28 protein-coding genes and 1 tRNA gene are annotated in these 26,096 nt (G+C 63.6%); 11 read left to right on the top strand and 18 right to left on the bottom strand.

Translation table 11 applies throughout. From position 1 onward, the window contains the following. Positions 1-37: 37 nt before the first annotated feature. Positions 38-114: transfer RNA gene (locus tag CQ12_RS03300), tRNA-Arg, on the bottom strand. 441 nt (positions 115-555) lie between these two features. Between CQ12_RS03300 and CQ12_RS03295 the strand changes: the two genes are divergently transcribed. Next, complete coding sequence (locus CQ12_RS03295; RefSeq protein ID WP_057833938.1) at positions 556-1,089, top strand: PRC-barrel domain-containing protein; 534 nt, start codon at positions 556-558, stop codon at positions 1,087-1,089. A gap of 83 nt (positions 1,090-1,172) precedes the next feature. Here the strand turns inward: CQ12_RS03295 and CQ12_RS03290 are convergent, their stop codons facing one another. From CQ12_RS03290 to CQ12_RS03280, 3 genes are read right to left on the bottom strand one after another with little or no spacing between them, the layout of a single operon-like run. Then, entirely contained in the window at positions 1,173-2,132 is a 960-nt protein-coding gene (locus CQ12_RS03290; protein ID WP_057833937.1) for a Bug family tripartite tricarboxylate transporter substrate binding protein, read from the bottom strand. 57 nt (positions 2,133-2,189) lie between these two features. Continuing rightward, complete coding sequence (locus CQ12_RS03285) at positions 2,190-2,558, bottom strand: cupin domain-containing protein (protein ID WP_057833936.1); 369 nt, start codon at positions 2,556-2,558, stop codon at positions 2,190-2,192. A 21-nt stretch (positions 2,559-2,579) separates the two neighbouring features. Then, on the bottom strand, positions 2,580-3,218 hold the full coding sequence (locus tag CQ12_RS03280) for an RraA family protein (protein ID WP_057833935.1): 639 nt from the start codon (positions 3,216-3,218) through the stop codon (positions 2,580-2,582). A 353-nt stretch (positions 3,219-3,571) separates the two neighbouring features. Here CQ12_RS03280 and CQ12_RS03275 point away from each other — a divergent pair, with 353 nt between their 5' ends. Next, positions 3,572-4,525 (top strand): helix-turn-helix domain-containing protein, encoded by a 954-nt coding sequence (locus CQ12_RS03275; protein WP_057833934.1) that lies wholly within the window; start codon positions 3,572-3,574, stop codon positions 4,523-4,525. A 269-nt stretch (positions 4,526-4,794) separates the two neighbouring features. Continuing rightward, a complete protein-coding gene (locus tag CQ12_RS03270) occupies positions 4,795-5,439 on the top strand; it encodes a hypothetical protein (RefSeq protein ID WP_057833933.1) in 645 nt (214 codons plus the stop codon). Positions 5,440-5,557: 118 nt separating this feature from the next. Here the strand turns inward: CQ12_RS03270 and CQ12_RS03265 are convergent, their stop codons facing one another. Next, positions 5,558-5,758 (bottom strand): hypothetical protein, encoded by a 201-nt coding sequence (locus CQ12_RS03265; RefSeq protein ID WP_057833932.1) that lies wholly within the window; start codon positions 5,756-5,758, stop codon positions 5,558-5,560. Positions 5,759-5,823: 65 nt separating this feature from the next. Further along, entirely contained in the window at positions 5,824-6,831 is a 1,008-nt protein-coding gene (locus tag CQ12_RS03260; protein WP_057833931.1) for a 2-dehydropantoate 2-reductase, read from the bottom strand. A 159-nt stretch (positions 6,832-6,990) separates the two neighbouring features. Between CQ12_RS03260 and CQ12_RS03255 the strand changes: the two genes are divergently transcribed. Further along, positions 6,991-7,578: a YidB family protein gene (locus CQ12_RS03255; protein ID WP_057833930.1), complete on the top strand. Its 588-nt coding sequence runs from the start codon at positions 6,991-6,993 to the stop codon at positions 7,576-7,578. 69 nt (positions 7,579-7,647) lie between these two features. Then, entirely contained in the window at positions 7,648-7,926 is a 279-nt protein-coding gene (locus tag CQ12_RS03250) for a GlsB/YeaQ/YmgE family stress response membrane protein (protein WP_057833929.1), read from the top strand. Positions 7,927-8,053: 127 nt separating this feature from the next. Here CQ12_RS03250 and CQ12_RS03245 read toward each other — a convergent pair whose 3' ends face one another. Beyond that, positions 8,054-8,836, bottom strand: coding sequence for an SDR family NAD(P)-dependent oxidoreductase (locus tag CQ12_RS03245; protein WP_057833928.1), 783 nt, complete (start codon positions 8,834-8,836; stop codon positions 8,054-8,056). 282 nt (positions 8,837-9,118) lie between these two features. Between CQ12_RS03245 and CQ12_RS03240 the strand changes: the two genes are divergently transcribed. Genes CQ12_RS03240 through CQ12_RS03230 form a run of 3 tightly spaced genes read left to right on the top strand, consistent with a single transcriptional unit; the run spans position 9,119 to position 12,199 of the window. Then, on the top strand, positions 9,119-10,186 hold the full coding sequence (locus tag CQ12_RS03240; protein WP_057833927.1) for an acyl-CoA dehydrogenase family protein: 1,068 nt from the start codon (positions 9,119-9,121) through the stop codon (positions 10,184-10,186). Between the two features lie 34 nt (positions 10,187-10,220). Beyond that, positions 10,221-11,381 (top strand): acyl-CoA dehydrogenase family protein, encoded by a 1,161-nt coding sequence (locus CQ12_RS03235; RefSeq protein ID WP_057833926.1) that lies wholly within the window; start codon positions 10,221-10,223, stop codon positions 11,379-11,381. A 17-nt stretch (positions 11,382-11,398) separates the two neighbouring features. After that, on the top strand, positions 11,399-12,199 hold the full coding sequence (locus CQ12_RS03230) for an enoyl-CoA hydratase/isomerase family protein (protein WP_057833925.1): 801 nt from the start codon (positions 11,399-11,401) through the stop codon (positions 12,197-12,199). A gap of 179 nt (positions 12,200-12,378) precedes the next feature. On the opposite strand, the gene CQ12_RS03225 is transcribed toward CQ12_RS03230, so the two are convergent. The 4 genes from CQ12_RS03225 to CQ12_RS03210 form a co-directional block, all read right to left on the bottom strand. Then, entirely contained in the window at positions 12,379-13,143 is a 765-nt protein-coding gene (locus CQ12_RS03225) for a VOC family protein (protein WP_057833924.1), read from the bottom strand. 1 nt (position 13,144) lies between these two features. Beyond that, positions 13,145-13,939 carry an enoyl-CoA hydratase gene (locus CQ12_RS03220; protein WP_057833923.1) on the bottom strand — a complete coding sequence of 265 codons (795 nt, stop codon included), beginning with the start codon at positions 13,937-13,939 and terminating at the stop codon, positions 13,145-13,147. 134 nt (positions 13,940-14,073) lie between these two features. Further along, positions 14,074-15,282, bottom strand: coding sequence for an ABC transporter substrate-binding protein (locus CQ12_RS03215; protein ID WP_057833922.1), 1,209 nt, complete (start codon positions 15,280-15,282; stop codon positions 14,074-14,076). Positions 15,283-15,424: 142 nt separating this feature from the next. Beyond that, complete coding sequence (locus CQ12_RS03210; protein WP_057833921.1) at positions 15,425-18,778, bottom strand: adenylate/guanylate cyclase domain-containing protein; 3,354 nt, start codon at positions 18,776-18,778, stop codon at positions 15,425-15,427. Positions 18,779-19,140: 362 nt separating this feature from the next. On the opposite strand from CQ12_RS03210, the gene CQ12_RS03205 reads away from it, so the two are divergent. Further along, positions 19,141-19,605, top strand: coding sequence for a GNAT family N-acetyltransferase (locus CQ12_RS03205; protein WP_057833920.1), 465 nt, complete (start codon positions 19,141-19,143; stop codon positions 19,603-19,605). A 92-nt stretch (positions 19,606-19,697) separates the two neighbouring features. On the opposite strand, the gene CQ12_RS03200 is transcribed toward CQ12_RS03205, so the two are convergent. Continuing rightward, positions 19,698-20,111, bottom strand: coding sequence for a VOC family protein (locus CQ12_RS03200; protein WP_057833919.1), 414 nt, complete (start codon positions 20,109-20,111; stop codon positions 19,698-19,700). Between the two features lie 89 nt (positions 20,112-20,200). On the opposite strand from CQ12_RS03200, the gene CQ12_RS03195 reads away from it, so the two are divergent. Then, positions 20,201-20,986, top strand: coding sequence for a thermonuclease family protein (locus tag CQ12_RS03195; RefSeq protein WP_083519109.1), 786 nt, complete (start codon positions 20,201-20,203; stop codon positions 20,984-20,986). A gap of 98 nt (positions 20,987-21,084) precedes the next feature. Then, entirely contained in the window at positions 21,085-22,572 is a 1,488-nt protein-coding gene (locus CQ12_RS03190; RefSeq protein WP_157087975.1) for a M48 family metalloprotease, read from the top strand. Positions 22,573-22,760: 188 nt separating this feature from the next. Here CQ12_RS03190 and CQ12_RS47185 read toward each other — a convergent pair whose 3' ends face one another. The 6 genes from CQ12_RS47185 to CQ12_RS44850 form a co-directional block, all read right to left on the bottom strand. Continuing rightward, complete coding sequence (locus CQ12_RS47185) at positions 22,761-22,892, bottom strand: hypothetical protein (RefSeq protein ID WP_283807210.1); 132 nt, start codon at positions 22,890-22,892, stop codon at positions 22,761-22,763. A gap of 235 nt (positions 22,893-23,127) precedes the next feature. Then, positions 23,128-23,679, bottom strand: a complete 552-nt coding sequence (locus tag CQ12_RS03180) for a hypothetical protein (RefSeq protein WP_198164057.1) — start codon at positions 23,677-23,679, stop codon at positions 23,128-23,130. Positions 23,680-23,739: 60 nt separating this feature from the next. Further along, positions 23,740-24,531 carry a CarD family transcriptional regulator gene (locus CQ12_RS03175; RefSeq protein ID WP_083519108.1) on the bottom strand — a complete coding sequence of 264 codons (792 nt, stop codon included), beginning with the start codon at positions 24,529-24,531 and terminating at the stop codon, positions 23,740-23,742. Between the two features lie 412 nt (positions 24,532-24,943). Beyond that, positions 24,944-25,282 carry a ferredoxin FdxA gene (fdxA, locus tag CQ12_RS03170; RefSeq protein WP_057833916.1) on the bottom strand — a complete coding sequence of 113 codons (339 nt, stop codon included), beginning with the start codon at positions 25,280-25,282 and terminating at the stop codon, positions 24,944-24,946. Between the two features lie 124 nt (positions 25,283-25,406). Next, positions 25,407-25,676: an RNA-binding S4 domain-containing protein gene (locus CQ12_RS03165; RefSeq protein WP_057833915.1), complete on the bottom strand. Its 270-nt coding sequence runs from the start codon at positions 25,674-25,676 to the stop codon at positions 25,407-25,409. 77 nt (positions 25,677-25,753) lie between these two features. Beyond that, positions 25,754-26,096 (bottom strand): hypothetical protein (locus CQ12_RS44850; RefSeq protein ID WP_198164056.1); only part of this gene is annotated, 343 nt, incomplete at its 5' end.

Here is a 26,096-nt window from a genome sequence, read left to right as displayed (position 1 = left end):
GAGCAAAAGGCAGATCGCCAGAGAGGCGAGGAATAGCTGGCGATCCCGGGAAGACTCGAACTTCCGACCTACGGTTTAGGAAACCGTCGCTCTATCCGGCTGAGCTACGGGACCGCGGACCTGCTGGAGCGCAGGTGCTTGGGACGCTTCATAGCAAAGCGGACCTGCCATCGCCAGCCCTCTTGGCCAGCCCTCTTGGGCTAGCCGCCGGATGAAAGGGAGCGCTCACGCCGGGAACGGGTTAGATGTCAGCGCGTACCGATGCGTTGGTGTCGCAGCAAGAAACCGGCAAAATAACTGCGTTCATCATTCTCCGTTGTGGCCGGTTGCCACCCGGCATGAGCCGATATTTCAACGCGGACTGCCAGAACGTGTTTCCGAGTCGGGACACATAAGGCCCGCGGCCATCCGACCTGTCTTGCCGGCCAGCGTTCGCCGCCGGTATCGCCGCGCCGCATCTTGAAGGCCTGTTCCAAAACTTCTTGGAAAAGTGCCGAGGAACATTCGCGCTTGCGCCCTGTTCTAGGAACATCGATCACTTCCGAGGAGGATAAAATGCAGAAACTTTTAGCTGCGGCTCTGTTGAGCGCCGCCGTGTTCAGCGTGCCCGCCTATGCGCAGTCGCCCCAGCCGGCGGATAAAGCCGCGCCTGCCGCGACCAGCGCCGGCACACAAGAGAAGATGATGCTCAAGGGCAATTGGCGCGCATCCAAGCTCATGGGCCTCGACGTCTACAATGAAGCCAACGAGAAGCTCGGCGACATCAACGAGCTGATTCTGGACAAGAACGGCAAGGTCGCTGCCGTGGTCATCGGCGTCGGCGGCTTCCTCGGCATGGGCGAGCACGACATCGCCGTGTCCATGGACAAGCTCAAATTCATGGAGGAGCCGGCCCGGACCAGCTCGACGGCCCCGGCAACGACGACGCGCGAGACCACCAAGGAAACAACGACCGGTGCGGCGACGACCACCACCACAACCGCGCGCACCACCACTGCGAACGACTGGACGCCGGATCATGCGGTGATGAGCGGCACCAAGGAGCAGCTCAAGGCGATGCCGCAGTTCAAATATTCAGACTACAATTGAGGCGTTTGACGCTTTGATGGTTAAGGCCCCACATTTGTGGGGCCTTTTTCATGGCTGATCACAGAACTGGACGGCCCGCCGCGTTACGCCTTGATATTATTCTCGCGCACCACCTGGCCCCAGATGCCGACCTGCTTGGCGAAGAATGTCGAGAACGCCTTGCCGTCGGCGAGCAGCAGCGTCATCTGCTGCGTTTCCTGCAACTGCGTCGCCACCGCCGGCTCGCTCAAAATCTCCTTGACCGATTTCGCCATGGCGGCGATGACATCGGCCGGCGTGTCCTTGGGCGCAAAGATGCCCCACCAGGCCAGTGTCTCGAAATCGGGAAAGCCTGCCTCGATCGCGGTCTGGGTGTCCTTGAGCACGGGCATCCGCTCGCGCCCCATCTGCAGGATCGGCCGCAGCATGTTGGTGCCGAGCTGCGCCGTGATCAGCGCCGCCGATCCCACGATCATGTCGACATGGCCGCCGAGCACATCGTTCATCGCCGGGCCGCCGCCGCGGTAAGGCACATGCGTGATCTCGACGCCGGCCTTCTTGCCGAGCACCGTCATCGCCAGATGCCCGAGCGTACCGATGCCGACGGAGGCGTATTTCACCGCGCCGGGATTTTTCTTGCAGGCCGCCACCACGTCGGCAAAGTTCTTGTACGGCCGCTCGGCATTCGCCGCCACGACATAAGGCGCGGTGCCGACCAGGAACACCGGCACCAGATCCTTCTCGACATCCACTCCCGGCTTTTCCAGGATCGAGGGAATCACGGCGTGCGAATCGAAGGTCACCAGGAACGTCGCGCCGTCGGGCGCGCTCTTGGCGACCTGGATGGCGCCGAGCGAGCCGGCCGCGCCCGACTTGTTCTCCACCAGCACGGTGCGGCTGAGTTTCGTTTGCAAATGAGATTGCAATAGCCGCGCCAGCGCGTCGGTCGATCCTCCCGGCGGAAACGGCACCACCAGCGTCATGTTCTTGGCGCCTTGCGCCAGCGCCGGCGTCACCGCAAACGCGGCTGACGCCGCAAGCAAGTTGCGTCGTGTAATCTTCACTGAACCTCTCCTCCCATTGCCGCCTGCGTTTTTTTGTTTTGTTCGCAGGCTTGTTTTTTAGGTGCCGAAGCCGGATCCCGCTTTCTTGTACTCGGGCCGCGGCGGGCTGAAGATGTCAAGCACGCGGGCGCCTTCCGGTCCAGCCCGCATTGTGTGCGGCACGTTGCCGGGCGTGCGCCAGAAATCGCCCTTCTTGACCGGAATTTCCTCCCCGCCCTGGACACGGATTGCGGAGCCATCGAGCAGCACACCCCATTGCTCCTCAGGGTGGTGATGCAGGGTGCCTTGCGAATGCGGCGCCAGCGTCACCACCGACAGCATCGCGTGCTCGCCGGAGAAAATGCGCGTGGTGACGCCGGCGGCGAGCTCGCGAAACAGGCCGTCGGCCGTGTTATCCAGATTGTGGAATTCGTCTTTCTGGCTCATGGATCCTCCAATGCGTATCGATCAGGATTTGCCGTAACTGCCCTGATAGCGGCCTTCGCGAATCGAGACGAGGGTCTGCTCCTCGCGCGCGACCTGGGCGCGGACCGCCTCCAGCAGGCCGGCTGCGGTCGAGGCAGGAAACGACACCACGCCGTCCTCGTCGCCGACCACGATATCGCCGGGAGAGATCACCGAACCGCCGATCGATACCGGCACGTTGATTTCGCCCGGGCCGCTCTTGTAGGGACCGCGGTGGATCGCACTCCGCGCGAAACACGGAAAGTCGGACGCAGCGAACGCCGCGACATCGCGGATCGCGCCGTCGATCACATAACCTGCGGCGCCACGATATTCGGCGATGGTCTTCATGATTTCGCCGACCAGCGCCCGCGTCTCGTCGCCGCCGCCGTCGACCACGATCACGTCGCCGGGCCCAACCAGTTCCAGCGCCTTGTGAATCGCCAGATTGTCGCCCGGCCGCGTCCGCACGGTGAAAGCTACCCCCACCAGCCGCCCGCCGCGATGGAAGGGCCGCAGACCCACGGCGCCCGGCAGGCGGGCGAGATTGTCTGAGATGATCGAGGTCGGCGCGTCCCGGAAGGCTTCGATCAGGTCGGCTGCGGGCTTCGGCACGCTGGTCATGGCCGTGGTGATGCTCATAGAAACTGTTTCCTTCCTGCGGCTTCGGCACGCCCGACAACGAGGGCTCCAGACCAGCCGGCACATGATGACGTCGGTTGCGGCAAAACAATTAGCATTCCGCTTGAGCAGGTATAATGGATTTGAATGGGTCCGGCCGGCCGGTCGACCGGTCGGAAGACGGGGCAGCCGGCGCGGCGTGAACCCACGTAGCGTGGGCGGGCGTCACACAGCGTGGAAGCAACGCCCTGCTTCAGGTTTCTCTGCGACCGAAAGCCGCTTACAATCCTCTCCCCGGCCACACTTCTTAATGCGACCTTAACCAGACCCCGCCGACGCTGGCGGCAAGAGATTCGCGCTGCCGGTGCCTCACGATGCAGTTCCAGAAGCTTGCCCCCTCGTCGGCGCTTTCGATCGTCCAGTTCTCCGACATCGATGCCTTCCGACCGGTTGAATTTGTTGCTGACGCGCGCAGCATCCCGCTCAGCCTTGCGAATTTCCATACCGCGCGCGCGATGGTGCAGTTGCCGGGCTGCCAGGTCGCCGTGCTCACTTCGTTCCCCCGCATTGTCGATGTCAGCTACCGCGCGACGCACGGCGTCGTCATCTTCCAGATCGAGAACGATTACGATGTCGTCGTCAACGGCATGTCCGTGGACCGTCCGACTTTCATCGGCATGCGCGGCAATGTCGATTTGCAGTTCGTCGAACCCCGCGGGTCGCTGCACGCAATCATCACGCTGGGCGCCGGCCTGCGCGATCGGGAGTGGTTCGATACGCCGGACCGGCTCTGCCCATTCACCCCGGATGCCCAAGCTCTCGCCACGGTCAGATCCATTACGACCGGTATCTTGCAGATGGCTTCCGCCAGACCGGAGCTGTTGCAGGAGCCGAACTCGGCGCTGGCCCTCCAGGAAGGCCTGCTGCTCGCCATCGACGAGATGTTCCGCCGTGGCAGGACGCCTGACGTGGCTGGCAGGATCGCAAGCAGGGGTTATTGTCGCCTCGTTCGCATGATCGACGAATACGTCGCATTTCATCCGGCCTCGGCGATCTACAGCGCCGACCTTGCCGAGCAATGCGGCGTATCAGTCAGGACACTCGGCACGGCGGTGGCGAGCGTTCGCGGCATGAGCCTGCATCGCTATTTGCGCCTCAGGCAGCTTTGGTCGGCCCGCACACAACTCGTGAAGGGCTCCGACGCAATCACCGTAACGTCATGCGCGCGCGCCCACGGCTTCCATCACATGGGCGAGTTCGCGCGACTCTATCGCGCCACGTTCGATGAAACGGCATCGAGCACCCTGGCGCGTGCACGCGCGGGCTGACTGATTCTTGCCACAATGTGGCGTGCTTATCCGCTCGCGTTCAAAAGATGCGCTTAGAATCGGTGCAACATTGCGCGCGGAACTTTGTTTTGCTGTTGAATTTCTTCAAGATTTTTAATGGCCTAGCACTGTGTTCCATCGGTCACATCCAGCGGATAGAGTCACAACGCCAGCGGGAAAATCGTGCAATTTCGGCGTGACAGCGCTGCCAAAATGATGACAATCGGCTCAATCAAAGTTCCCAAGAATCGACTGGAGCAAAATCGTCCGTGATCGCCTCACGTGCACCGTCATTTGTCTTTGCCGCGATCGGAGGCCTGCTCGTGTTCGCGCCGGCGCCTTCGAACGCGCAATGGTGGCGCAGCACGCCGGTGGATTTCGAATCCTGTGCCGATGTGGCGGAGAAGGCGAAGACCAAGGAAGAAAAAACGGCGAAGCTGGCCGAATGCAACGCGAAGTTCGCCGGTCGCCGCAAGGCAGGCGGCGGCTACACCTATTACGACTTCATGCAGGACCGCACCTTCGACATCGCGGGCCCGAATCCGACGCCGGAAGAGCAGAAGAAGATCGACGAGCACTACACCGCCTATCTGGAGCGCGAGCGCCGCAATCACCTCGCCGCGGCGCAGGCAGCCAAGCAGCAGCCGGAGCCGCCGCCCGCGCAAGAGGTGCAGCAGGTATCGCTGCGCGCCGAGCAGTCGAACGCGATGCAGGTCGCTCCGCCGATCGAGACCGAAAGGGTGCCGATACCGGTAGCCAGTCCCGTCAAGCAGGCCGCGCGCATCCGGGCTGCGCAGTGCGCCAAGAACCAGTTCTCCTGCGAATGGCCGCGGCTCTCGGAGAGCATCAACGAGTTGAAGCGGATGTTCAATCCGCAGCAGCAGCCGCCGCCGGCCAAGCAGAAGAAGGGCTAGATCCTAGCCGTCCCTGCGAACGCAGGGACCCATAACCACCGGCCCTAATTGTTTGGCGGTGCGCTATCTGGTGTATTCCAACAAGAATGGCCGCGACGTTCACGTGGCGCCATCGGCATTATTTTGTCCGCGGCTTCTTGACCCGGCGCGGCTTCACGGCCGGCGTTGTGGCCGCCCGCGCCGCCGCCCGCTGCTCCTGCAGTCGCGCGTCATAGCCCGGTGACGGCGTTGCCGTCGGCGGCACGGCCTGCGCGGGCGAGAGTAGCGCCCAGCCGGCCAGAATGGCGATCGCCAGCGCCGCGAGGCCCGTTCGTTTCATGTCGCTTCTCCCATCGGCTTTGCGATACGCAATTTGCGCTGGATCAGCACCGTTTCAAGCCCCAATCAAATGCCCGCACGAATCTGCTCCGGCGTCAGGCCGGGCGAGCCGTTGGCGTCGCGCTCGGCCCGCCGGATCAATTCCACGATCCGGCGCGACAGCGGCGCATCCAGCCCGCGGCGATCGGCAATCCCGGTGATGACGCCCTGCAGATAATCGACCTCGGTGCGGCGGCGGTGCTGCAGATCCTCCCACATCGACGAGCGCGCCTCGGGATCGATCTTCATCGTGCGCCCCAGCACCGCTTCGAAGATCGGGTCCGGCAGGCGCAGTAGCGACGGCAGCCAGCCGAACGGGATCGGCGTCGGCGAGACCGGCTTGATGCCTTCGGCCTTGATTGCCGCCAGCCCCTCGGCGACCTGGTCGGCGAACAGTCGCCGCCATTCCCGTTGCGCCAATTGCCGGCGCAGCGGCAGGTCGGCCAGCGCATTGAGCGCGTTGTTGAGATTGAGCAGCAGCTTGCCCCATTGCACGCCCTCGATGTTGCCGGTCGGCCGCACCTTCAATCCCGGCACCGACAGCGTCTCCGCCGTGCGCGCCTCGTCCTGCTCGATGACGATGTCGCCCGAGGTGGCGCGATGAAACCGCCCGTTGCCAAGCGCGATCACGTTGAACGGCACCATGCCGCCGAGCACGCGCCGGCCCGGCAGGCGGTCGCGCAGGACGGCCGCATTGCCGACGCCGTTCTGCAGGCTGACGACGACGACATCTGATGGCGCGTGCCTTGCGATGACGTCCGCCATGGCAGCGGTATCCGCGCTCTTGACCGTGACCAGCACGACGCCGGCATTCTCAAACACGCCAGGATTTTCCGACAATGCGAACCGATCGCGCGTGATGGTCTGGTCAAAGCCTTCAAAGCTTGTCGGCCGCAGGCCGCTCGCTTCGATTTCAGCGATCACCCGCGGGCGCGCCAGCAGCGCGACCCGGCGGCCGCCGGCCGTCAGCATGCCGCCGACGAAGCAGCCGATGCTGCCCGCCCCCGCGACACCGATCGTCTGGCCCGAAACCATTTGACACCCATCGCGTTGCAACAAGCCTCGGTAGCAGAACCGTCAGCCAGTGCCTATCGAACGCATTGCCGGCCGCGCCTTGTCACCGTGTAACCGTCACCTTGTAACTGTCATGGGCCGACTTTATGTTTCGCACGGGGCTACGCGGAGGAGACGACCATGGGTTTACTCGACGTACTCAACGGCATGCAGAACGGCCCGCGCGGCCCGAGCCGGCCCAGCGCAGAATCCGATAGCGGCGGCGGCATGTCGCCCTTGACCATGGCGATCCTGGCGCTGCTGGCCTGGAAAGGCATCAAGCATTTTAGCGGCAACCAGACCGGCTCCGCGCCGCAACCGGCGCCCGCGCCGCGACCGGCACCGGCACCGGGCAATGTGCAGGCCGGTTTGCCGGGCGGCGGTGGCCTCAGCGACATGCTCAAAGGCGGACTGGGCGGCCTGCTCGCGGGCGGCGCGGCCGGCACCATCCTGAGCGGCGGCCTCGGTGACCTCATGAAGCAGTTGCAACAGAACGGCCTTGGCGATCAGGCGGACTCCTGGGTCAGCAACGGCCCCAACAAGGAGGTCGCGCCCGGCGATCTCGCCAATGCGCTCGGCGCCGACCAGATCGAGTCCCTCGCCTCGCAAAGCGGCCTTTCGCGCAACGATTTGCTGCAAGGTCTCAGCCAGTTTCTGCCTGATGTCGTCAATCATTTGACGCCGGATGGCCGGTTGCCGGACGAGAACGAATTATCAGGCCGACTCTGACGCCGTGTTGGCGCGGCGCGCGGTCCGCGCCGTGCACTTCACCCATTGATATGTTGGAAGGGGACAACCATGAGCGGCATTCTCTGGATCATCCTGGTCGGCTTCATCGCCGGCATCATCGCGCGGATTCTTTCACCCGGTCCGAACAACCCGAGCGGGTTCATCCTGACCACGGTGCTCGGCATCGCCGGCGCGTTTCTGGCGACCTGGATCGGCCAGGCGATCGGCCATTACAGCCCCGACCAGGGCGCCGGCTTCATCACCGCCACCATCGGCGCGCTGGTGGTGCTGTTCATCTGGAACCGGCTGGTAGCAAGACGCGTGATCCCGGATCCGGGGAATCGATAGGGGGCGAAGTCCCCTCCGCCGTCATTGCGAGCGAAGCGAAGCAATCCATGGTGCCGCAAGTGGCGATATGGATTGCTTCGTCGCTGCGCTCCTCGCAATGACGGGGTTAGTTCAGAATCCGTAGCCCTCACAACACCAGATGCATGCCCGCATCCATGCGTACGAACTCGCCGGTCATGTTGCTCGACGCCGGCGACGCCAGGAAACACACGAGCTGCGCAATGTCTTCCGCGGTCGACGCCACCTTCAGCGGCACCTTCGCCACCACGGCGTCGCGCACCGCCTTGGCGCCGGCCTCGCCGCGGCCCTTGGTGAACCAGGGCGTATCGATATAGCCGGGGCACACCGTGTTGACGCGGATCAAGGGCGCCAGCGCGCGTGCCAGCGATTGCGTCATGGTGTTGAGCGCGCCCTTGCTCGCGGCATAGGCGACTGACGAGCCGCCGCCGGAAATGCCGGCGACCGAGGAGACGTTGACCACGGCCGACGCCCGGCCGGTGGCTTTCGCGCCGGCCTCGAGTTGCGCGCGCGCCGCGCGGATCATCTGGAACGGGCCGATCGTGTTCACCGCATAGATGCGTTGAAAGTCCTCGGCCGTCAGCCCGTCGAGATCGTGATGCGGCACGTGCTTGGTGGTGCCGGCATTGTTGACGAGCACGTCGAGGCGCCCCCACGGCACGGCCGCGGCCGCGATCTTCTTGCAGTCCTCGTCGCGCGACACGTCGCCCTGCACCACCACGACTTCGGCGCCGGCGCTGCGGCAGAGGTCGGCGGTAGCTTCCGCTTCCGCCTTGCTGTTGGAATAGTTGACGACGATGCGCGCGCCGCCCTTTGCCAGAATGGCCGCGGTCGCCGCTCCCAGGCCGGAAGCTGAACCGGTGACAATCGCGCACAAACCATCCTTCGACATCCGCATTTCCTTTTGTTGCTTTTGGCTGGGTTTCGATCCGCCCGTGGAGAGGCTTTAGTGGCTACCATATCGCGCGACAGACGGCGTGCAAATCCGCGAGCGTTCCACTAAGCGGAATTTATTCTTTGCCTGATGGCCTTCATGCCAACGCCTCATGCCGCCCTGCGGACAGCGCTTGTCACGGCTATGGCTTTTGCCCATCATTAAGCGCAAGAAAAGACCGCAGCCAAACCCGACGTAACTGTCGGGACTGGCATGCCAATCTCAAATTCGGGGAACGCTGTGGCGGAGAGTGAGAACATCGTTGCCGAGACCGCGGAGAAAATCTTCGCCGATCTCGCCGACGCCCAAACCATCAATCGCGACGAGAAGGGCAAGTGGAAGGCCCCGCTGTGGCAGGCGCTGACGGATGCCGGACTGCCGCTGGCCTGGGTGCCGGAAGATTGCGGCGGCTCCGGCGCCTCGCTCGCCGAAGGCTTTAGCGTTCTCAGCGCCGCCGGCCGCTTTGCCGTCGCAGTGCCGCTCGCCGAAACCATGCTGGCCGGCTGGCTGCTGGCGCAGGCCAAGATCGCCTCGCCCGACGGCGAGATGACGGTGGTGCCCGCGAGCCCCAAGGACCGGATTACCGTCAATGCCGACGGCAGCCTGTCGGGCCGGGCGCGCGGCGTGCCGTTTGCCAAGGCTGCAAAACATTTTGCGGTGCTCGCCAGCGATGCCAAGGGCGGCGTCTCGATCGCGCTGGTCGATGCGTCCAAATGCCGGATCGAAGCCGGCATCGGTTTAGGCGGCGACAATTCCGATACCGTGACGCTCGACAAGGTGCAGCCGGTCACGACCAAGGAAGCGCCACAAGGTTTCGACCAGACCCGGTTGATGCTGATGGGCGGCGTTGCGCGTGCGTTGCAGATCGCGGGCGCCTTGGAATCGATGCTGGAAATTTCAGTGCGCTATTCCAACGAGCGCGTCGCATTCGAGAAGAAGATCTCGAAGTTCCAGGCGGTGCAGCACAATCTGGCGCGGCTCGCAGGCGAGTCGGCAGCCGCGCTGGCGGCGGCGACTTCGGCGGCGGATGCGATCGCCAACGCGGAAACCTTCGACGACGAAGTGTTTCTCGAAGCGGCGGCAGCAAAAATCCGCTGCTCGGAAGCAGCAGAGAAAGGCGGCGCCATTGCCCATCAGGTGCACGGCGCGATCGGCTTCACCGTCGAGCACATCCTGCATCGCTATTCGCTGCGCGCGCTGGCCTGGCGCGACGATTTCGGCTCCGAGAGCTACTGGGCGGTCGAGCTGGGCAAGCTTGTTTGCAACCGCGGTGCCGATGAATTGTGGCCGCTGGTAGCCTCGCGCTGACGTCAACACCGATTTGCCTGCATAGAGAATAACAATGACCGCAGCCCTCCGTTTCGATCCGATCCGCCTGCCGCCCAAGTGCGAGCAATTGCGCAAGGAAGTGCGCGCCTTCCTCGCCGAGGAAATCGCCGCCGGCACTTTCGATCCGCACAAGCCGAACCGCGAAGACACCGACGTGCCGGAATTCTCCCGCAAGGTCGGCGAACGCGGCTGGCTCGGCATGACCTGGCCGAAGAAATATGGCGGCCACGAGCGCTCGTTCCTCGAGCGCTATGTGGTGACCGAGGAAATGCGCGTGGCGAATGCGCCGACGCGGCGCTTCTTCGTCGCCGACCGCCAGAGCGGCCCGGTGCTTCTGAAATACGCGCCCGAGCACATCAAGATGGAGATCCTGCCGCGCATCTGCAAAGGCGAGATCTGCTTTGCCATCGGCATGAGCGAGCCGAATTCCGGCTCCGATCTGTTCGCGGCGAAAACCCGCGCCACAAAAACCGACGGCGGCTATCTGATCAACGGCACCAAGATCTGGACCTCCTCGGCGCATATCGCCGACTACATGATCGCGATCTTCCGGACCTCGCCGCCGACCAAGGAGAACCGCCGCCACGGGCTAACGCAATTCCTGGTCAAGATGAAGCAGCCGGGCATCCAGGTGAACCCGATCGGCCAGATCACCGGGCAGTATGAATTCAACGAAGTCGTGTTCACCGACTACTTCGTTCCCGACGACCACGTGCTCGGCGAAATCGACGGCGCCTGGAAGCAAGCGACCAGCGAGCTCGCCTATGAGCGAAGCGGCCCCGAGCGCTTCCTCGAAACCTATTACGTTCTGACTGAACTCGTCCGCGCCGTCGGCAACAATCCCGATACCCGCAGCGCCGAGGGCATCGGCCGCCTGGTGGCGCAGGTGCACACGATGCGGCGCATGTCGGTGTCGGTCGCGGGCATGCTGCAGGCCGGCAAGGAGCCGGTGGTCGAGGCTTCCATCGTGAAGGACATCGGCACCATCTGGGAGCAGCAACTGCCGCACCGCGTGCGCGAGCTCTCAGCCTTTGTCGAGGAGACCGCCACCAACCGCGAGACGCTGGAAAAGCAGCTCGACTTCGCCATCAAGACCGCGCCCAAGCTGACGATCCAGGGCGGGACCACCGAAGTGCTGCGTGGCATCATCGCCCGCGGGTTGGGCTTGCGCTAATTCAAAGAGGAAACGTTATGAGCAAATACACTGATATCGGCGTCGAGAAGCACGGCCATGTCGGCCTGATCGAAATCCGCAAGCCGCCGCTGAACTTCTTCGACGTCTCGCTGATCAACCAGATCGCAGACGCGCTGGAGGAGTTCGACAAGGATGTCGAAATCCGCGCGTCCGTGCTCGCCGCGCAAGGCAAGGCGTTCTGCGCCGGCGCCGACTTCTCCGATCCGAAGCGGCAGGAGCAGGAAGAAAGCGCGCAAAAGGATCCGGCGGCCAATCTGCCGATCAACCATCTCTACGTTCAGGCCGTGCGCATCTTCCGCAACAAGAAGCCGATCGTCGCCGCCGTCCATGGCGCCGCCATCGGCGGCGGCCTGGGACTAGCCGTCTCCGCCGATTTCCGCGTCACCTGCCCCGAGGCGCGCTTCGCGGCGAACTTCACCAAGCTCGGCTTCCATCCCGGCTTCGGCCTGACCGCGACGCTGCCCGAACTGGTCGGCAAGAACAATGCGGAATTGATTTTCTACACCAGCCGCCGCGTCACCGGCGAGGAAGCCACGCGGATGGGCCTCGCCAATGTCTGCGTGCCGCAGGATCAGGTCCGCGCTGAAGCGATGAAGCTCGCCCAGGAAATCGCCGAATGCTCCCCGCTCGGCCTAATCTCGACCCGCGCCACCATGCGCGCCGGCCTCGCCGACCGCGTGCTCGCTGCCACCAACCACGAACTCGTCGAGCAGACGAAGTTGCGCGCGACGGAGGATTTCAAGGAAGGCGTGAAAGCCACCGCTGAGCGAAGGGTGGCGAATTTCAAGGGGCGGTAAGTCGCGCGGCTCTCTTCTTCCCTTCTCCCCTTGTGGGAGAAGGTGGCGCGAAGCGCCGGATGAGGGGTTCTCTCCGCATGAGAGATCTGTGTGTGCGGAGACAACCCCTCACCCGTCTCGCCGCCGCATCGCGTCGTCGATCCACCCTCTCCCACAAGGGGAGAGGGGAAGTGCGGTGCTCACGCCACCAGGCTGAACGTCACGCCGCAAAGATCGAACGTATCGCCCGACACCTTGCAGCCCTTCGCCTTGGCGGTATCACGCACCTTGGCGACATCGGCGACCTTGAACGTCAGTCCGCTCATCAGGTCGCTCCCGCCCTTCACAAAACGGAAGCGCGCATTCGGCAGTTTCAGCTCCGCCTCCCCGCCCGCACCCTTGCTGACGGCGACACCCAAAATCTTCCCCCAATGCTGGGCGAGCCCCTCCGGGTCCGGGCTCTGCATCTCAACTTCCGTCAGCGCCAGCGTCACATCCTTAGCGATCGCCTTCTGCCAGTCCGGCCCCGCCGGCGGATAGGGGCCGAGCACATCGTCGCTGCCGTCGGTGTGATTGAACTCGATGAAGGCCGCACGGCAATCCCGCGGGTGCAGCTGCACGCCGTGATAGGGCGCGTGCGTGATCACGTTCGCCGTGCGCACGCCGATCGCGTTGGCATGCTTGCCGCGCGCGTCGGGATCGTCGCAGCAGAAGATCGCCATGTACCCGCCGCGGCCGCCGGTCTTGTTGAGGAAACGCCCCGCCGCGGTGCCCGGCTCAGTCGGCGCCACCACTTCAAGCAGGATGGTGTCGACCGGCAGCAGCGCGTTCTCCAGCCCGTACTTGGCGACGTTGCCGTCGCGATAGCAGACATTGAGGCCCATGATCGCGGCGATGTCCGAGATCACCGGCGCCAGATGCGGCGCCACTAGGCAGATCTGCCGTAGCCTGAGATATTCGGCCATCTCACTGCCCCTGAAATGCGGGCTTGCGCTTTTCGACGAAGGCCTTTGCCGCTTCCTTGTGGTCGGCGGTATCGCCGGCGCGCGTGTGATGGATTGCCTCGCCATCAAAGCAGGCCTCCAGCGACATCGACTCGGCATTATTGATGTTGCGCTTGATAAAGCCGAGCGCGATCGAGGGCCCTGTCGCCAGCGACATCGCGAGATCACGCGCCTCGGCGTCGATGTCAGCGTCCGGCACAACCTTTGTCACCATGCCGAGATTATAGGCTTCGGTCGCGCTCAGGACCGGCGACAGCAGATAGAGCTCGCGCGCCTTCGCGCTGCCGAGCAACTGGGTGAGAAAATAGGTGCCGCCGTAATCGCCGGAGAAGCCCACCTTGGCAAAGGCGGTGGTGATCTTGCAGGAAGCACTGGCGACGCGCAGGTCGCAGGACAGCGCGATCGAAAGGCCGGCGCCGGCGGCGGCGCCGTCGAGCTGCGCCACCACGGGCTTCGGCATCTGGTGCAGGATGCGCGACACTTCCATGCCGCGGCGCAGGTTCGCCATCTTGGCCTCGAAGGGCAGCGGCGCCCTGCCCTCGGCCATCGACTTGACGTCGCCGCCGACGCAGAACGTGCCGCCGGCGCCCTTGATCAGCACCGCGCGCACCTCGTGATCTTCCTGCGCCCGTCGCGCCGCCTCCACCAGCCCGCGCGTCATGTCCGGATTGAGCGCGTTGCGCCGGTCGGGACGGTTCATGGTGATGGTAAGCAAGCCCTGTTCGAGCTTCTGGAGGACCATTTCGTTTGCGCTCATGTGTCGTGCTTTCGTTGTTGTTGGTTGAGATTGAATTCGTAGGGTGGGAAAAGGCGCACCAGCGCCGTGCCCACCAACTTTGCCGCAGGCATGGTGGGCACGCTCCGCTTTGCCCACCCCACGAAGATGCGATCCTATTTCTTCACCAGCGGGCAGCGCGAGGATTCCAGCGGTTGGAACGCCTCGTTGCCGGGAATGGTGGCCAAGAGCTTGTAATAATCCCAGCGCGCCTTCGACTCCGACGGCTTCTTGACCTCGAACAGATACATGTCGTGCACCATGCGGCCGTCGTCGCGGATCTTGCCGTTCTTGGCGAACATGTCGTTGACCGGCGTCTCCTTCATCAGCTTCATCACCGCCGCGGCATCCGTGGTGTGCGCGGCCTTCACGGCTTTCAAATAATGCAGGACCGACGAATAGACGCTCGCCTGCGCCGCGGTCGGCGGCCGCTTGATGCGTTCCTGGAAGCGTTTTGAGAACGCGCGGGTGTCGTCGTTGAGGTCCCAATAGAAAGCTTCGGCCAGCAGCAGGCCCTGCGCAGTTTCCAGCCCGACACTGTCGATATCGGTCACGAAGGCGAGCAGCGGCGAGAGTTTCTGCCCGCCGCTTCGGGTCAGACCAAATTCCGCCGCCTGCTTGATCGCGTTGATGGTGTCGCCGCCGGCATTCGCGAGACCGACGACCTTCGCCTTCGAACTCTGCGCCTGCAGCAGGAAGGAGGAGAAGTCGGAGGTATTGAGCGGATGCTTGACGCTGCCGAGCACCTTGCCGCCGGCCTTCACCACCACGTTGGTCGTGTCCTTTTCCAAATCCTGCCCGAAGGCATAGTCGGCGGTGAGGAAGAACCAGGTGTCGAAGCCGGACTTGACGGTGGCGAGCCCGGTCGAGTTCGCCTGCCCAAACGTGTCGTAGGAATAATGCACGGTGTAGGGACCGCAGGCTTCGTTGCTGAGGCGGATCGAGGCGGGGCCGCTATACATCACAATCTTGTTGCGCGTTTTCGCGATCTCGCCGGCGGCGAGCGCGGTCGCCGACGCCGCCACGTCGTACAGCATCTCGACACCCTGATTGTCGAACATGTCGCGCGCGATGCTGGCGGCAAGATCGGCCTTGTTGAGATGATCGGCGGCGACGATCTCGACCTTGCGTCCCAGCACCTCGCCGCCAAAATCCTCCACCGCCATCTTCGCAGCCGTCTCCGATCCCGGCCCGGTGATATCAGCGTAAAGCCCGGACATGTCGAGAATGCCGCCAAGCTTGAGCGGCGGCTTGCTCTGCGCCAATGCCGTCGTCGCCGACATCGCCAATGCGGCGGCGAACATGCCTGTTATTGCTCTTTTCATGGAAGGCCTCCCTTGTCGGCGCGCCGCATTGTCTGCGACCTTGAATTTTGGTCGGCGCGATCATGCCGCATGGTGTCAGCAGCGGCAAGGCGCTGACGTTTTCCGTTAAACGGAATGCCCGGCGGGGATGACGACGCGTCGCTCAACCTATCCTGCGCGCGGGCTCGGAAGGAGCGGCTTGGCGGAGCAGGATTTCCGCCTGCTCGATCTCGGGAAGACCTTGCCCCGCGTTGAAATCAACGAGGATCGGCGCGAGCAACTCGAAGATTGAATCAGCCCGGCCATTTGCGCTGTAGAGCCGCGCAAGTCCAACGGCGCTGCGCAACTCGAACGTCTTCGTTCGTTGCGCGCGGGCGATTTCCAGGGCTTTGCGGAAAGCGTCTTCGGCCATCGATATATCAGGCGGGTCCAGGCGCAACACAAGCTCACCCTGGCTGCGATGAAGTTCGGCATCGAGCCAATGCTGGCCGGATCGTTCTGTCCAGGAGATCAACTCCCGCAAGATTTCCAACCCGGCATCAACTTCTCCGGCTTCCGCATTCGCTACCGCAATCTGCATTCCCCAAAATGGCTCACAGAGGTAGCAGTCATTCTCGTGAAGCAACGTCCAGCCCCGGCACATTTCCGCAAGCCCACTTGTTCGGTCGCCGGCGCGCCACTGTGCCAGCCCGTTCAGGTAGCTGCCGGCCGCGACATATAACGGCATCGTATGCTCGCGGGCGAGGGCGAGCGCCAGGATCGTTTCCGTTTCCTGCAACATGCCCCCGCATACGCCATCGAACACCGCCTTGTGGACGAGCGCGTTGGCCTGGGAAAGCGCCCGCTTTTCTCCCGCGGCGCATACTGCCTCGGTGGCGAGCCGTCGCGATCGGTCAATCATGCCAAGCGGCCACAGCACCAGCGCAAGGAACCTCATGATGACGAACGGCAGGTCCAGCGCCGACGCCTTGAAGGTAGCCGGATCAGGCTCGGCCTCATAGATCGCAAGCGCGCGCTCGAGATGCAGTCGCGCGTTGAGGTAGTCGCCGCCGAACCAGCAGGTGACCCCGGTCGTCCAGTGAGCGACGACGGCGGCCACCGGCGAATCCGGTCGCTGCCCGGCGGCGCTCATGATGGCCTCGGCCAACTCCCGCATCGGCGCGATCTCGCCGTGGGTCAGGCTGGCATTGAACAGGCCCGAATGGATCGGCGCCAGTTCGACGGGATCATTGATGTCGGCCGCGAATTGTCGCGCGCGCTTCCATGCCGCCACCGTTTCCGGGGCACTGTGCCCAAGATTGCTCCGCAGCGCGCGGCCATACGCGATTTGAAGCTGCAGCCGGTTCATGATCCGGCCCGGCCCAACGGGCAGTTTATCTGCGATGGCAACCGCTTTGCCGAGATGCGCAATCGCCTCGGTATAGGCCGAGCGTCTCAGGGCTTGCTGGCCGGCCTTGCGCCACCAGTCGAGGGCTGTTGCGCTCAACCCCGCTTCAGTGAAGTGATGTGCAAGAACTTCCGGCTCGGTCTCGGCGATGACTGGAAACTTGTCGCGCAAGACATCGCCGATATGCTGGTGGAGCAATTGCCGCCGGCTCTTGAGCAGGCTCTCGTAAGCCGCTTCCTGAACGAGTGCATGCTTGAAGCTGTAGGTCGCCTCCGGCGGCGCGCCGCAGCATACCAACAGTTCGGCTTCCTCGAGTTGCGCCAGCGCAGCGCTCAGCGTCAGGTCATCGCGCCCCGCCACCGATCGCAGCAACGTGTAGGAGAACTCGCGCCCGATGGCAGCGCCGATCTGCGCCACCTCCTTGACAGGCGCCAGCCGGTCGAGCCGCGCCATCAGCGAGTCCTGCAACGTCGCGGGAATCGCGAGCGGCGGCAGCGGATTGTCGAGACGATAGCGCCCGACATCCTGCACCAGGAGTCCCGACTCCAGCACCATCTTGGTCAATTCTTCCACGAACAGCGGGATGCCATCGGTCTTGTCGATGATCTGCCGCATCATCTCGCCCGGCAGCTTTCGTCCGACGGTCACCTGCTCGACCAGCTCGCGCGTCTCCTGCCGGTCAAGCCTTTCGAGCCGCAGCAGGCTGACATTGGCGAGACCTTCCCAGGGCGGCTCGAACTCGGGCCGGAATGTCGCGAGCGCAAGCACCGGCAAGCCCCTGATCCGATCGACCGCGAGATCGAACAGTTCGAGCGTCGTGGCGTCGGCCCAATGCATGTCTTCGCAGACGATCAGCAGCGGTTGCTGCCGCGCCAGGCCCTCGAACTGATCGAGCAGGACGGCGAAGGTCTGTCGCCGCTGCTGCACCGGACTTAAACCCAGCGGTGGATAGCGCTCGCCGGTCGGGATCGAAAGCAGCGCGGCAATGAGCGGCACCGCTTTGGCCACTTGCTGCGTTCCGAGCGCAAGCATGGCCTCGAGCTTGTCGAGTTTTTGCTCGGGGCTATCCTGCAGCCCGATGCCGGCGGCGCGCTCGAGCTGCGCGATAAAGGGATGAAGCGCGGTGTTCGAGTGATAGGGCGAGCATTGATACCGCAGCCGGCGGGGCGCTCCGAACGCCGGGGTCTCGGAGAGCGTTGCCACAAGGCGAGACTTGCCGATCCCGGCCTCGCCTGAAATCAGCACCACCTGGCCTTCGCCCTGATACGCCAGTTGCTCGCGCGCGCGCACGAGCTCGATCTCAGCCTTGCGACCGACGAAGCCGATAGACCGCACCGTGCGCACCGCCTCGAAGCGGCTCTCCGACGCAGCTCCGCCTTCGACCGCCCAGAGCGCGATCGGTTCGGAGATGCCCTTGACGTCGCGGTGCCCGAGGTCCTGAAAGGTGAAGAGATCGCCGAGCAGCCGGCGCGTCGAATCCGCAACGACAACCGCCCCCGGCTCCGCCAGGGCTTGCAGCCGGGCAGCAAGGTTCGGCGTGTCGCCGACCATCGCCTGTTGCTCCGATACGCTGCCGCTGGTGAGGTCGCCCACCACCACAAGTCCGGTCGCGATGGCGACCCGCACCTCGACCCGCTCCTGCGTACGCATGTCGAGCCGCCTCACGGCAGGGATGATGTCGAGGCCGGCGCGCACGGCGCGCTCCGCATCATCCTCATGTGCGCGGGGATAGCCGAAATAGGCGAGAATTCCGTCGCCCACAAACCTGGCGATCACGCCGTCATAGGCGGCGACGACCGTCGCACAGGCAGCGCGATAGGCACGGATCACCTCCCACATGTCCTCGGGATCGAGACTCGCGGAGAGCGCCGTCGAGCCGACCAGGTCGCAGAACATGACGGTGAGGTGGCGTCGCTCGGCATCGTGCCGGCGAGGCACAATCAATTCGGCCTGGTTGAGATCGGCGATGGCACGCAGCATCTTGCGGCGATGGCCAAGCAGAACCCCGAGCCTGTCGAAGTCCTCGTCCCGCAATTCGGGAAGAACACTGACATCAATTCCATTTTCGACAAAACGCTTCGCGTATTGTCCAATGCCGAGATTCTCGAGCCAGTCTGAAATCTGCTGCATGGGGTCCACCGGATGTGTGGTTGACAGCAGGCCGAATGTTGGGGCCACGGCAGGAAAAACTTAGCCCAAGTTCCCCGGCATGGCACGCGCTGATGCGACAGTTCGGCTGCGAATTGCGTTCGATACCGGACCAAAGGCGGTGCCGGGCTACAGTGTTCGCTACCAAGCAGCGCATGCGATGATGACAACAACTGAATTGTGCTGCACGTGCAATGTGCCGCGTTGCACAACCGATCCGCAGGATGGGTAGAGCGCAACGAAACCCATCGAGTCCTCGCGCGGAGGCATGATGGGTATTGCGCGCAACGCGCTAACTATTTCTGATAGTATCCCTGCAAAGCAGTGATCCCTGGTATCAATACATGACCGAAGCCATTGTCCGCTCTGCGGCAGAACATGATCTGCCCGAGCTGTTGAATCTTTACCGACACCTTCATCCGCACGATTCTCAACTGGAGGCAGCTACCGCTGAGCGTGTCTGGTCGACGTTGCTCACATCCGGCTTCACGACCGTGATCGTGGCGCAAGCAGGGGAACTGCTTGTATCGTCGTGCACGCTCGCGATCGTGCCTAACCTGTCTCGAGGCGGCAGATCATATGCGGTGATTGAGAATGTCGTCACTCACGCCGACTACCGTCGGCTGGGGCTCGGCCAACGGGTTCTTGCTCATGCGCTCGATCTTGCCTGGCAGGCCGACTGCTACAAAGCCCTGTTGGCGACGGGCTCGAAGCAGGAGACCACCCTGCGCTTCTATGAGGGCGCGGGTTTTCATCGCGGGGGCAAGACCTACTTCGAAGTACGCCGTCCTTGGCGTGCAGCTTTGTAGGATGGGTGGAGCGTAGCGATACCCATCAAATCTTGCGCGGAAAGATGATGGGTTTCGCTACGCTCTACCCATCCCACGAAATGCTATGCGCCTCAGGCCAACAGCCCCTTCCCCGGCACATGGTTGAGTTCGAGCCTGATCCCGTCGGGGTCCTCGAACAGGATCGAATAATATCCCGGCGCCCATTGGTCCTCGCGCGGGGCGCGGATGATCTTGACGCCGAGCGTCTGCAGAAAGCCGTGCAGCTCATCGATATCGGCGCGCTCGCGGGCGCGGAAGCAGAGGTGATGCAGGCCGACGCGCTTCTGCTCGAAGGCGGCGCCCTCATGCTCCGCTGACGGCGCGCTGATGCCGACGGCGGTGCGGCCGCCGACGCAGTAATAGGTCGTCTCGGTCTCGATGACCGGCTTCAGGCCGAGGAACGGCAGCAGCTTTCGATAGAATTCGCGGGAGCGCTCGAAATTAGAGGCGGTGAGGAAAATATGGGCAATGCCGTTGACTTCCATTGTCTCCTCCGGCGTAGCAATCTAAGGTAGCAATCCAGTTACTGATCAAGCATACAGGAACACGTGGGAAGAGCAGCGTTATCGTTATGATGTGTCAGCAATCGCGTTGCAGCGCTGCGCTGCCGGCATATGCCGCATCCTTTCTCGCGCTGGCCTTGGTCGGACGCGCCGAGGCGGCCGATTGCGCGCTCGAGCCGCAGGGCGAAGGCCGCGTCGCTACTGTCGTCGATGCGCGCAGCTTTCGCCTCGAAGACGGCCGCGAGATCCGTCTCGCCGGCATCGAGCGAGCTGGAACCGATCAGACCCGAATCAGAGCCGCATTGTCCGCCATCATCGGCGGTCGTGACGTGACGCTGCATGGCGAGGACGACACGCCGGACCGCTATGGTCGCCAGGCCGCCTATGTGTTCGTGGCCGGGTCGGAACATTCGGTGCAAAGCGAGCTGCTTCGCCGCGGCGAAGCGCTGGTTTCGAGCGATATATCCGAGAAAAATTGCGCTGCAGCACTGGCTGCGGCCGAGACGAGGGCGCGGCAGGCCAGATTGGGCGTTTGGGCTCAAACCGCGGCCATAAAAAACACGGAAAGTCCGGGCGATATTCTGGCCGCGATTGGGCAGTTTACGGTGATCGAGGGCAGAGTATTGTCCGTTCGGCAGGCGGGGGCGATTACCTACCTGAACTTCGGGCGGAACTGGACACAGGACTTTGCTGCGACTATTTCAAGGCGCATCATACCGGCGTTCGAGAACGCCGGCCTTGGACCTAAGTCGCTCGAAAATCGAAGGATTCGTGTCCGCGGCGTTGTCTCGTCGCGGGGAGGGCCACGGATTGAGATGCTCCGGGTGGAGCAGATTGAGGTGCTGGGCGGGAAATAGCGCTTGATCCGAAGACTGGGCACCGGTTTTCATTTGGATCATACGCGAAAAAGGGATGAGATCGGCGTTCCAGTTGGATCGTGATCTTAGTGGCTGATTTGACGCATCGTGCACAACGGGCCGGAGGAAACACGGGCTGCCGCCTGCTGGCTGCGCCGGCGCTGCTGTGCGCCGCGCTGACGCTTTCCTCCTGTGGAAATCTGGGAAAACTCGAGACCGCCGCGCCGGTGATTCCCCAGCCGAAGCCGAGTCGCGTCGTCGCACAGACGCCGGCGAGCGAGCGCGAGCATGAGCGCATTCTGGCCTCCTATGGCGGCGCCTATGACGATCCGAGATTAGCGACGCTGATCGGCAAGACGGTCGACCGGCTGGTTGCGGCCTCCGACCGCCCCGACCAGGCCTATCGGGTGACCATCCTCAATTCCGGCGCGGTGAACGCCTTCGCGCTGCCGACCGGCCAGTTGTATGTGACACGCGGCCTGGTCGCGCTCGCCAGCGACACGTCGGAACTGTCGTCGGTGCTGAGCCACGAAATGGCGCATGTCATCGCAAAGCACGCCTCGATCCGGGAAGACCAGGCACGGCAGGCGGCGGTGGTGACCCGCGTCGTCACCGACATGAGCAACGACCCGGATTTAACGGCACTGGCGCTGGCCAAGACAAAACTGACGATGGCGAGCTTCTCGCGGCAGCAGGAATTCGAGGCCGACGGCATCGGCGTCGGCATTTCGGCCAAGGCCCGTTTCGATCCCTATGGCGCCTCGCGGTTCCTTGCCGCGATGGAGCGCAACGCGGCGCTGAAGGCCGGCAAGACCTCGCTCGATCCGCGGGCACAGGATTTCCTGTCCTCGCACCCGGCGACCCCCGAGCGCGTGCAGAACGCGCAGGCGAGCGCCCGGCAATATACCTCGCCGCAGAGCGGCGAGCGCGACCGCGAGACCTATCTCGCCGCGATCGACAACATCGTCTATGGCGAAGATCCCAGCGAAGGCTTTGTGCGTGGCCGCCGCTTCCTTCACCCCAAACTCGGCTTCACGTTCCAGGCGCCCGAGACGTTCACGCTGGACAACACCGCGCAGGCCGTGATCGGCGTGCGCGATGGCGGCACGCAGGCGATGCGCTTCGACGTGGTGCGCGTGCCGGCCGAACAGTCGCTTTCCGACTACCTCAATTCCGGCTGGATGGAAGGCGTTGACAAGGGCTCGTCCGAAGACCTCATGATCAACGGCTTCCCGGTCGCCGCGGCGAACGCCAACGGCGATCAGTGGCAGTTCAAGGTATTTGCACTGCGCTACGGCAGCGACGTCTACCGCTTCATCTTTGCCGCCAAGCAGCGCAACACCGAAAGCGAGCGCAATGCGCGCGAGACCGTCAACTCCTTCCGCCGCCTGACGATGGAAGAAATCCAGGCCGCGCGCCCGCTGCGCATCAAGGTCATTACCGCACAGCCCGGCGACACCGTGGAATCGCTCTCCCACCGCATGTCCGGCGTCGACCGCCCGGCCGAGCGCTTCCGCATCCTCAACGGCCTCGACCAGCACGCGCAGGTCAAGCCCAGGGATCGTGTCAAGATCGTGGTGGATTGACAGCGGCCACAGCCGTCATTGCAAGCGAAGCGAAGCAATCCATCCCTCCAAGCTCGCCGAGCGGAGAAATGAATTGCTTCGTCGCGGAGTCTATCATCGGGCCGGCCGGAAGGCCGGACCCGTTGGCTCCTCGCAATGACAACAGCGGCGAGTTATTCGCCGCTGAATCAATTCCGCCAATCACTCCATCATGAATTGCTTGCAGCCGCCTCGCGGGCGAGACGCTCCGCCTTGAGCCGCTCGAAATTGGCCCGGAAGGCATCGTCAGCCTTCCGGCGCTCGTCGAGTGCCTTTTCGGCGTCCTCACGGCGCTTTTCCATCAACGCTGCCCGCTCCTCGCGAGAGCGCGGGGGTGTCGCTCGGTTTTCATAGGTCATGCATATCAACGCAATCGCCTGTCAAAAGTTCCCGTCAGCCCCCGGAAAGTTCCAGTTCGGGGAACATCCGGCCGCAGCCCGCAGCGAGCCTTCCGGCGCGACGTCCCGGCACTCAACGCCGGCAACAACGCTCACTCATGTCGCCGCGACGGTTCTTGCGCCACGGTGCCGGTCCGGCCTACCTGGAAACGACGCGCAACTGCCAACGCGATTCGAAACTATCGGCATCGTCAGTCATCTGCGCCTGCGCCTCCATGGGATCGCTGCGCTTCACCGGGGCCACGCTGACGGTGGTGACGGCTGCCGCCGCCGGGGCTTTGGCTTGCGCCGGTGCCACTGCGGGCCAGCGCAAGGCTGACCGCGGGATCACGGCCTTGCCGGAGTACCAGCATTTGCGGCCGTCGATCATGCGCCAGGACCAATGCCCTTTCGCCGATTTGGGCACGGCGGCGCTGCACTGCCTGACCTGCGCGGCCGGTGCGCTCAATGGAACAAGCGTGGCCAGGAAAGCCGCGATGAGAACGGCGCAGAAGATGGACTGTACCTGCCCTTTCATCGAATCCCCCTTGCGGTAAATCTGGAAGTAGTGCTCGGGACAATCTCCCGCGATTCGGGTCACAAGAGGTCGAAAACTGGCCGTTTCCGCGCCAAGGGATGGAACCGGAACCGTCGCGTCGTTGCTGCGACGGCCCGTGCGGAGATCTTCCGTTCGCGCAAGCACCAACAGCAAGCACCAAACAAAAAGCCCGGTCTTGCGACCGGGCTTTTCGTTTCAGTCCTCGGGATTCTTTCAGGCGGCTTCGTCCGCCACCGCAGCATCGTCGCCATCGGCGTCGACATCGGCCTCGTCGGCCTCGCCGTCCGCTTCCGCAGCTTCAGCCTTGGCACCACGGCGCGGGCTCTTGGCGAGCTGGCTTTCGATTTCCTTGACCGCTTCGGTCTCGGTCGAATGCTGCACGACGGCGATTTCGCGCGACAGGCGGTCGAGCGCCGCTTCATAGAGCTGGCGTTCAGAGTAGGACTGCTCGGGCTGCGATTCCGAACGATAGAGGTCGCGGACCACTTCGGCGATCGCGACGATGTCGCCCGAATTGATCTTCGCTTCGTATTCCTGCGCCCGACGGGACCACATGGTGCGCTTGACGCGCGCGCGGCCCTTGAGCGTCTCCAGCGCCTTCTTGACCAGCGCCGGCTCGGACAGCTTGCGCATGCCGACATTGGCGACCTTGGCGGTCGGCACGCGGAGCGTCATCTTGTCCTTCATGAAATTGATCACGAACAGCTCGAGCTTGGCGCCCGCGATCTCCTGCTCCTCGATGGCCAGGATCTGCCCGACGCCGTGAGCCGGATAGACCACGAATTCATTGGCCTTGAAGCCCTGACGCTGGGTCACGACCTTCTTCGGTTCCTCGACGCGCGGCGCGGCCGCAGCGGCCGGCTTGTGGGCGGGAGCCTTCGGCGCAACGGCGGCCTTCGGAGGCGCGGCCTTCACAGCGGTCTTTGAGGGAGCCTTGGCAGCAACTTTCGCGGCATTGGTCTTCGACGTCGCTTTCGCGGCGGTCTTGGCAGTCTTTTCTGGCATCGCGCTTCTTTTCTTTGAGGACTTTGTGGCCGCAACCTTCTTGGCATCCTTCACGGACGCCTTGGCACGGCCCTTGGTTGCGCTGCGGCTGGCCGGAGCGGCTTTTTTAACGTTCTTGGAAGCACTCTTTTTACGCGTTTTCTGTGACACAGCCTGCGCGCGGAACTGCCACGCCCCTGTTCGATGTTTTTACGGAACCCACCGGGGCCACAGGATACGCATGGCCAGGATCGGCTTATAATGTGCCCAATATAGCACATTTTCCGCAAAAATCAATGATTTACGCCGAGTTCCGGGCCGTTATGGGTCCGTTCCCGCCATAAGTCCGCGAACAGGGTTAAATCAAACAAGCGCGTCCGGCACAGATTGGGTCCGAATCAGGCCCAATGAGTCCTTAACTTATCCACAGGCTTTAATCGCCAGAGCCGGGCTCCTTGGAAAAATATTTCTCGAACTTGCCCTCCACACCCTCCATTTCTTTCGCGTCGGGCGGAGCTTCTTTCTTCTGCGTGATGTTGGGCCAGCTCTTGGCGTACTCGGTGTTGACCTCGAGCCACTTCTCCAGGCCGGGCTCGGTGTCGGGCTTGATGGCGTCGGCGGGGCACTCGGGTTCGCAGACGCCACAGTCGATGCATTCGTCGGGATGGATGACCAGCATGTTCTCGCCCTCGTAGAAGCAATCGACGGGGCAGACCTCAACGCAGTCGGTATATTTGCACTTGATGCAGGCTTCTGTGACGACGTAAGTCATCCAACGCTCCGAAACGGATCAGATTTCCGGGGTTTGCGTAGCGCATGCGGTGCGCTGCCGCAAGGGAAGCAGCGAGCCTCTGGCGGCCCAATTTCAGGCATCCCTGCAAGCCTTTTGCAGATAGTTACTGCTTGCCACTGTGCAATTCATCATAGAGCACGCGCGCGGCCGTGGCGTCGCCGCGCCGCTCGGAAAATCCCACCACTTTCAGGACGCGCACGCCGTGATCGAGCGCGATCGTGACCACGTCGCCGACCTTCACCGAATGGCCCGGCGATTTTTCGCGCACGCCGTTGACGCGGACGTGACCGGCCTCGACGAGGGCGGCAGCGGAGGTGCGGGCCTTCACCACCCGCGCGTGCCATAGCCATTTGTCGAGACGCTGCCGCTCCAACGACCTGCCCGTAGTCTAATTTTTCTGACGCGTTTTCTTGACGCGAACCGGTACCCACTTCGCTTGAAACGCTAGGCCTACTCTTTCCGGTTACCGGCGAGCTGTTCCTTCAGCGCTGCCAGCTTGGCGAACGGCGAATTCGGATCGGCCGCGCGGTCGCGTTCGCGCGGGTTCGCGCTGGTCGCCCATTGACGGTGCGAGGGGCCGGACTCGCGCTTGTCGCGGCCGCCCTTGTCGCGTCCGCCGAAATCACGGCCGCCGCGCTCGCGGTCCTTGTCGCGGCCGCCCTTGCGCTCGCCCTTGTTGCGATCGAACTTGTCGCGGCGGTCCTCGCGATCGCGGCCCTTGCCTTCGAAGCGCTCGCGCTGCGGACGGTCCTGACGCGCTTCCGTTGCCGGCGCGCCCTCGGCGCTCGGCGCC

This window comes from Bradyrhizobium jicamae (genome assembly GCF_001440395.1).
In the GTDB taxonomy this organism is placed as follows: Bacteria; Pseudomonadota; Alphaproteobacteria; order Rhizobiales; family Xanthobacteraceae; genus Bradyrhizobium; species Bradyrhizobium jicamae.
The sequence above is the reverse complement of the archived record's forward strand: the minus strand, read 5'-3'. Positions and strand labels throughout refer to the sequence as shown.

What these genes read in the sequence shown, in the direction of transcription:
- CQ12_RS03225 (WP_057833924.1), bottom strand. Translation starts at nt 13,143, where the DNA reads ATGGCCGAATATCTCAGGCTACGGCAGATCTGCCTAGTGGCGCCGCAT.
- CQ12_RS03275 (WP_057833934.1), top strand. Translation starts at nt 3,572, where the DNA reads ATGCAGTTCCAGAAGCTTGCCCCCTCGTCGGCGCTTTCGATCGTCCAG.
- CQ12_RS03215 (WP_057833922.1), bottom strand. Translation starts at nt 15,282, where the DNA reads ATGAAAAGAGCAATAACAGGCATGTTCGCCGCCGCATTGGCGATGTCG.
- CQ12_RS47185 (WP_283807210.1), bottom strand. Translation starts at nt 22,892, where the DNA reads ATGGAAAAGCGCCGTGAGGACGCCGAAAAGGCACTCGACGAGCGCCGG.
- CQ12_RS03230 (WP_057833925.1), top strand. Translation starts at nt 11,399, where the DNA reads ATGAGCAAATACACTGATATCGGCGTCGAGAAGCACGGCCATGTCGGC.
- CQ12_RS03205 (WP_057833920.1), top strand. Translation starts at nt 19,141, where the DNA reads ATGACCGAAGCCATTGTCCGCTCTGCGGCAGAACATGATCTGCCCGAG.
- CQ12_RS03265 (WP_057833932.1), bottom strand. Translation starts at nt 5,758, where the DNA reads ATGAAACGAACGGGCCTCGCGGCGCTGGCGATCGCCATTCTGGCCGGC.
- CQ12_RS03210 (WP_057833921.1), bottom strand. Translation starts at nt 18,778, where the DNA reads ATGCAGCAGATTTCAGACTGGCTCGAGAATCTCGGCATTGGACAATAC.
- fdxA (WP_057833916.1), bottom strand. Translation starts at nt 25,282, where the DNA reads ATGACTTACGTCGTCACAGAAGCCTGCATCAAGTGCAAATATACCGAC.
- CQ12_RS03250 (WP_057833929.1), top strand. Translation starts at nt 7,648, where the DNA reads ATGAGCGGCATTCTCTGGATCATCCTGGTCGGCTTCATCGCCGGCATC.
- CQ12_RS03295 (WP_057833938.1), top strand. Translation starts at nt 556, where the DNA reads ATGCAGAAACTTTTAGCTGCGGCTCTGTTGAGCGCCGCCGTGTTCAGC.
- CQ12_RS03200 (WP_057833919.1), bottom strand. Translation starts at nt 20,111, where the DNA reads ATGGAAGTCAACGGCATTGCCCATATTTTCCTCACCGCCTCTAATTTC.
- CQ12_RS03280 (WP_057833935.1), bottom strand. Translation starts at nt 3,218, where the DNA reads ATGAGCATCACCACGGCCATGACCAGCGTGCCGAAGCCCGCAGCCGAC.
- CQ12_RS03260 (WP_057833931.1), bottom strand. Translation starts at nt 6,831, where the DNA reads ATGGTTTCGGGCCAGACGATCGGTGTCGCGGGGGCGGGCAGCATCGGC.
- CQ12_RS03255 (WP_057833930.1), top strand. Translation starts at nt 6,991, where the DNA reads ATGGGTTTACTCGACGTACTCAACGGCATGCAGAACGGCCCGCGCGGC.
- CQ12_RS03220 (WP_057833923.1), bottom strand. Translation starts at nt 13,939, where the DNA reads ATGAGCGCAAACGAAATGGTCCTCCAGAAGCTCGAACAGGGCTTGCTT.
- CQ12_RS03285 (WP_057833936.1), bottom strand. Translation starts at nt 2,558, where the DNA reads ATGAGCCAGAAAGACGAATTCCACAATCTGGATAACACGGCCGACGGC.
- CQ12_RS03175 (WP_083519108.1), bottom strand. Translation starts at nt 24,531, where the DNA reads ATGCCAGAAAAGACTGCCAAGACCGCCGCGAAAGCGACGTCGAAGACC.
- CQ12_RS03245 (WP_057833928.1), bottom strand. Translation starts at nt 8,836, where the DNA reads ATGTCGAAGGATGGTTTGTGCGCGATTGTCACCGGTTCAGCTTCCGGC.
- CQ12_RS03235 (WP_057833926.1), top strand. Translation starts at nt 10,221, where the DNA reads ATGACCGCAGCCCTCCGTTTCGATCCGATCCGCCTGCCGCCCAAGTGC.
- CQ12_RS03195 (WP_083519109.1), top strand. Translation starts at nt 20,201, where the DNA reads ATGTGTCAGCAATCGCGTTGCAGCGCTGCGCTGCCGGCATATGCCGCA.